This is a genomic window from Duganella alba (assembly GCF_009674495.1).
In the GTDB taxonomy this organism is placed as follows: Bacteria; Pseudomonadota; Gammaproteobacteria; order Burkholderiales; family Burkholderiaceae_D; genus Rugamonas; species Rugamonas alba.
In genome coordinates, this window is sequence record NZ_WKJN01000091.1 from 1 (window position 1) to 988 (window position 988).

Here is a 988-nt window from a genome sequence, read left to right on the forward strand (position 1 = left end):
AATGCGGTGGCGTTTGCCGATTTCTTCCAGGACGGCTCGTACTCCATGGTCACCCATACGCTTGCGCGCCGCTGGCGGCAAAGGCGGCGGCCGGCCAAACGGGCGGCGGGCCGGCGGCTGGCGTGGCGTTGACGCCGCAGCCGGGCAGTGACAGCGCCGCAGCCTTGCGCCAGCTGGCCGGTCTGTGGGGCCTGGCCCTGACCGATGGCGATCCGTGTCCGGCGGCGGCGCGCGCCAACCTGCGCTGCCTGCAGACCAAGGGCGGCATCGAGGATGTGCGCCTGCTGGACCGTCCCGCCATGCTGAAACTGCACGACGATCCGGTCGCGCCCAACTACGTGCTGCTGACCGCGCTGGAAGACGACAAGGCCACCATCGTGATGGCCGGCGGCAAGCCGCAGACCGTGAGCCTGGCGGCGCTGGCGGCGCGCTATGACGGCGAGTTCGCCACGTTCTGGCGCGCGCCGCGCGCGTGGCGCGATGAGGTCCGCAGCGGCGACCAGGGACCGGATGTGGACTGGCTGGCCAAGCGCCTGTCGCAAATTTACGATCTGCCCAAGCCGCAGGAGAACCAGCCGCTGGACGCGGCGCTGCGCAAGCGCCTGACCGAGTTCCAGACGGCGCAGAACCTGAAGGCCGACGGCGTGGCCGGGCCCAAGACTTTTATCCGCCTGTATCAGCTGGGCGGTGTGCAGGAACCACGTCTGCGCTAACTTACATCGATCACACTTATGTCTTATATTCTGGAAGCCTTGAAAAAGGCGCAAGCGGAACGTCAACTGGGCAGCTCGCCCACCATTCACGCGCCGACCTTGCAGGCGACGGAGCCGGCATCGTCGGTGGCGCGCTTCAGCAAGCCGATGCTGCTGGCGGTGCTGGGCATGGCGGTGGTGATCGGCGTGCTGCTGGTGCTGGTGTGGCGGCCGTCCGCGGCGCCGGCCGCCATGACCACGGCGCCTGCGGCGCAGCCGGTCGCCGCGCAGCCGCA

1 protein-coding gene and 1 pseudogene are annotated in these 988 nt (G+C 69.1%); both read left to right on the top strand.

Annotated elements, in window-relative coordinates; genetic code table 11:
- Positions 1 to 122 precede the first annotated feature (122 nt).
- The gene (locus GJ695_RS29375) at positions 123 to 713 is read left to right on the top strand and encodes a peptidoglycan-binding protein (protein ID WP_371866640.1); all 591 of its coding nucleotides are present in this window, start codon (positions 123 to 125) and stop codon (positions 711 to 713) included.
- Positions 714 to 731: 18 nt separating this feature from the next.
- Positions 732 to 988: pseudogene (locus GJ695_RS29380) on the top strand (general secretion pathway protein GspB); the annotation flags it as partial.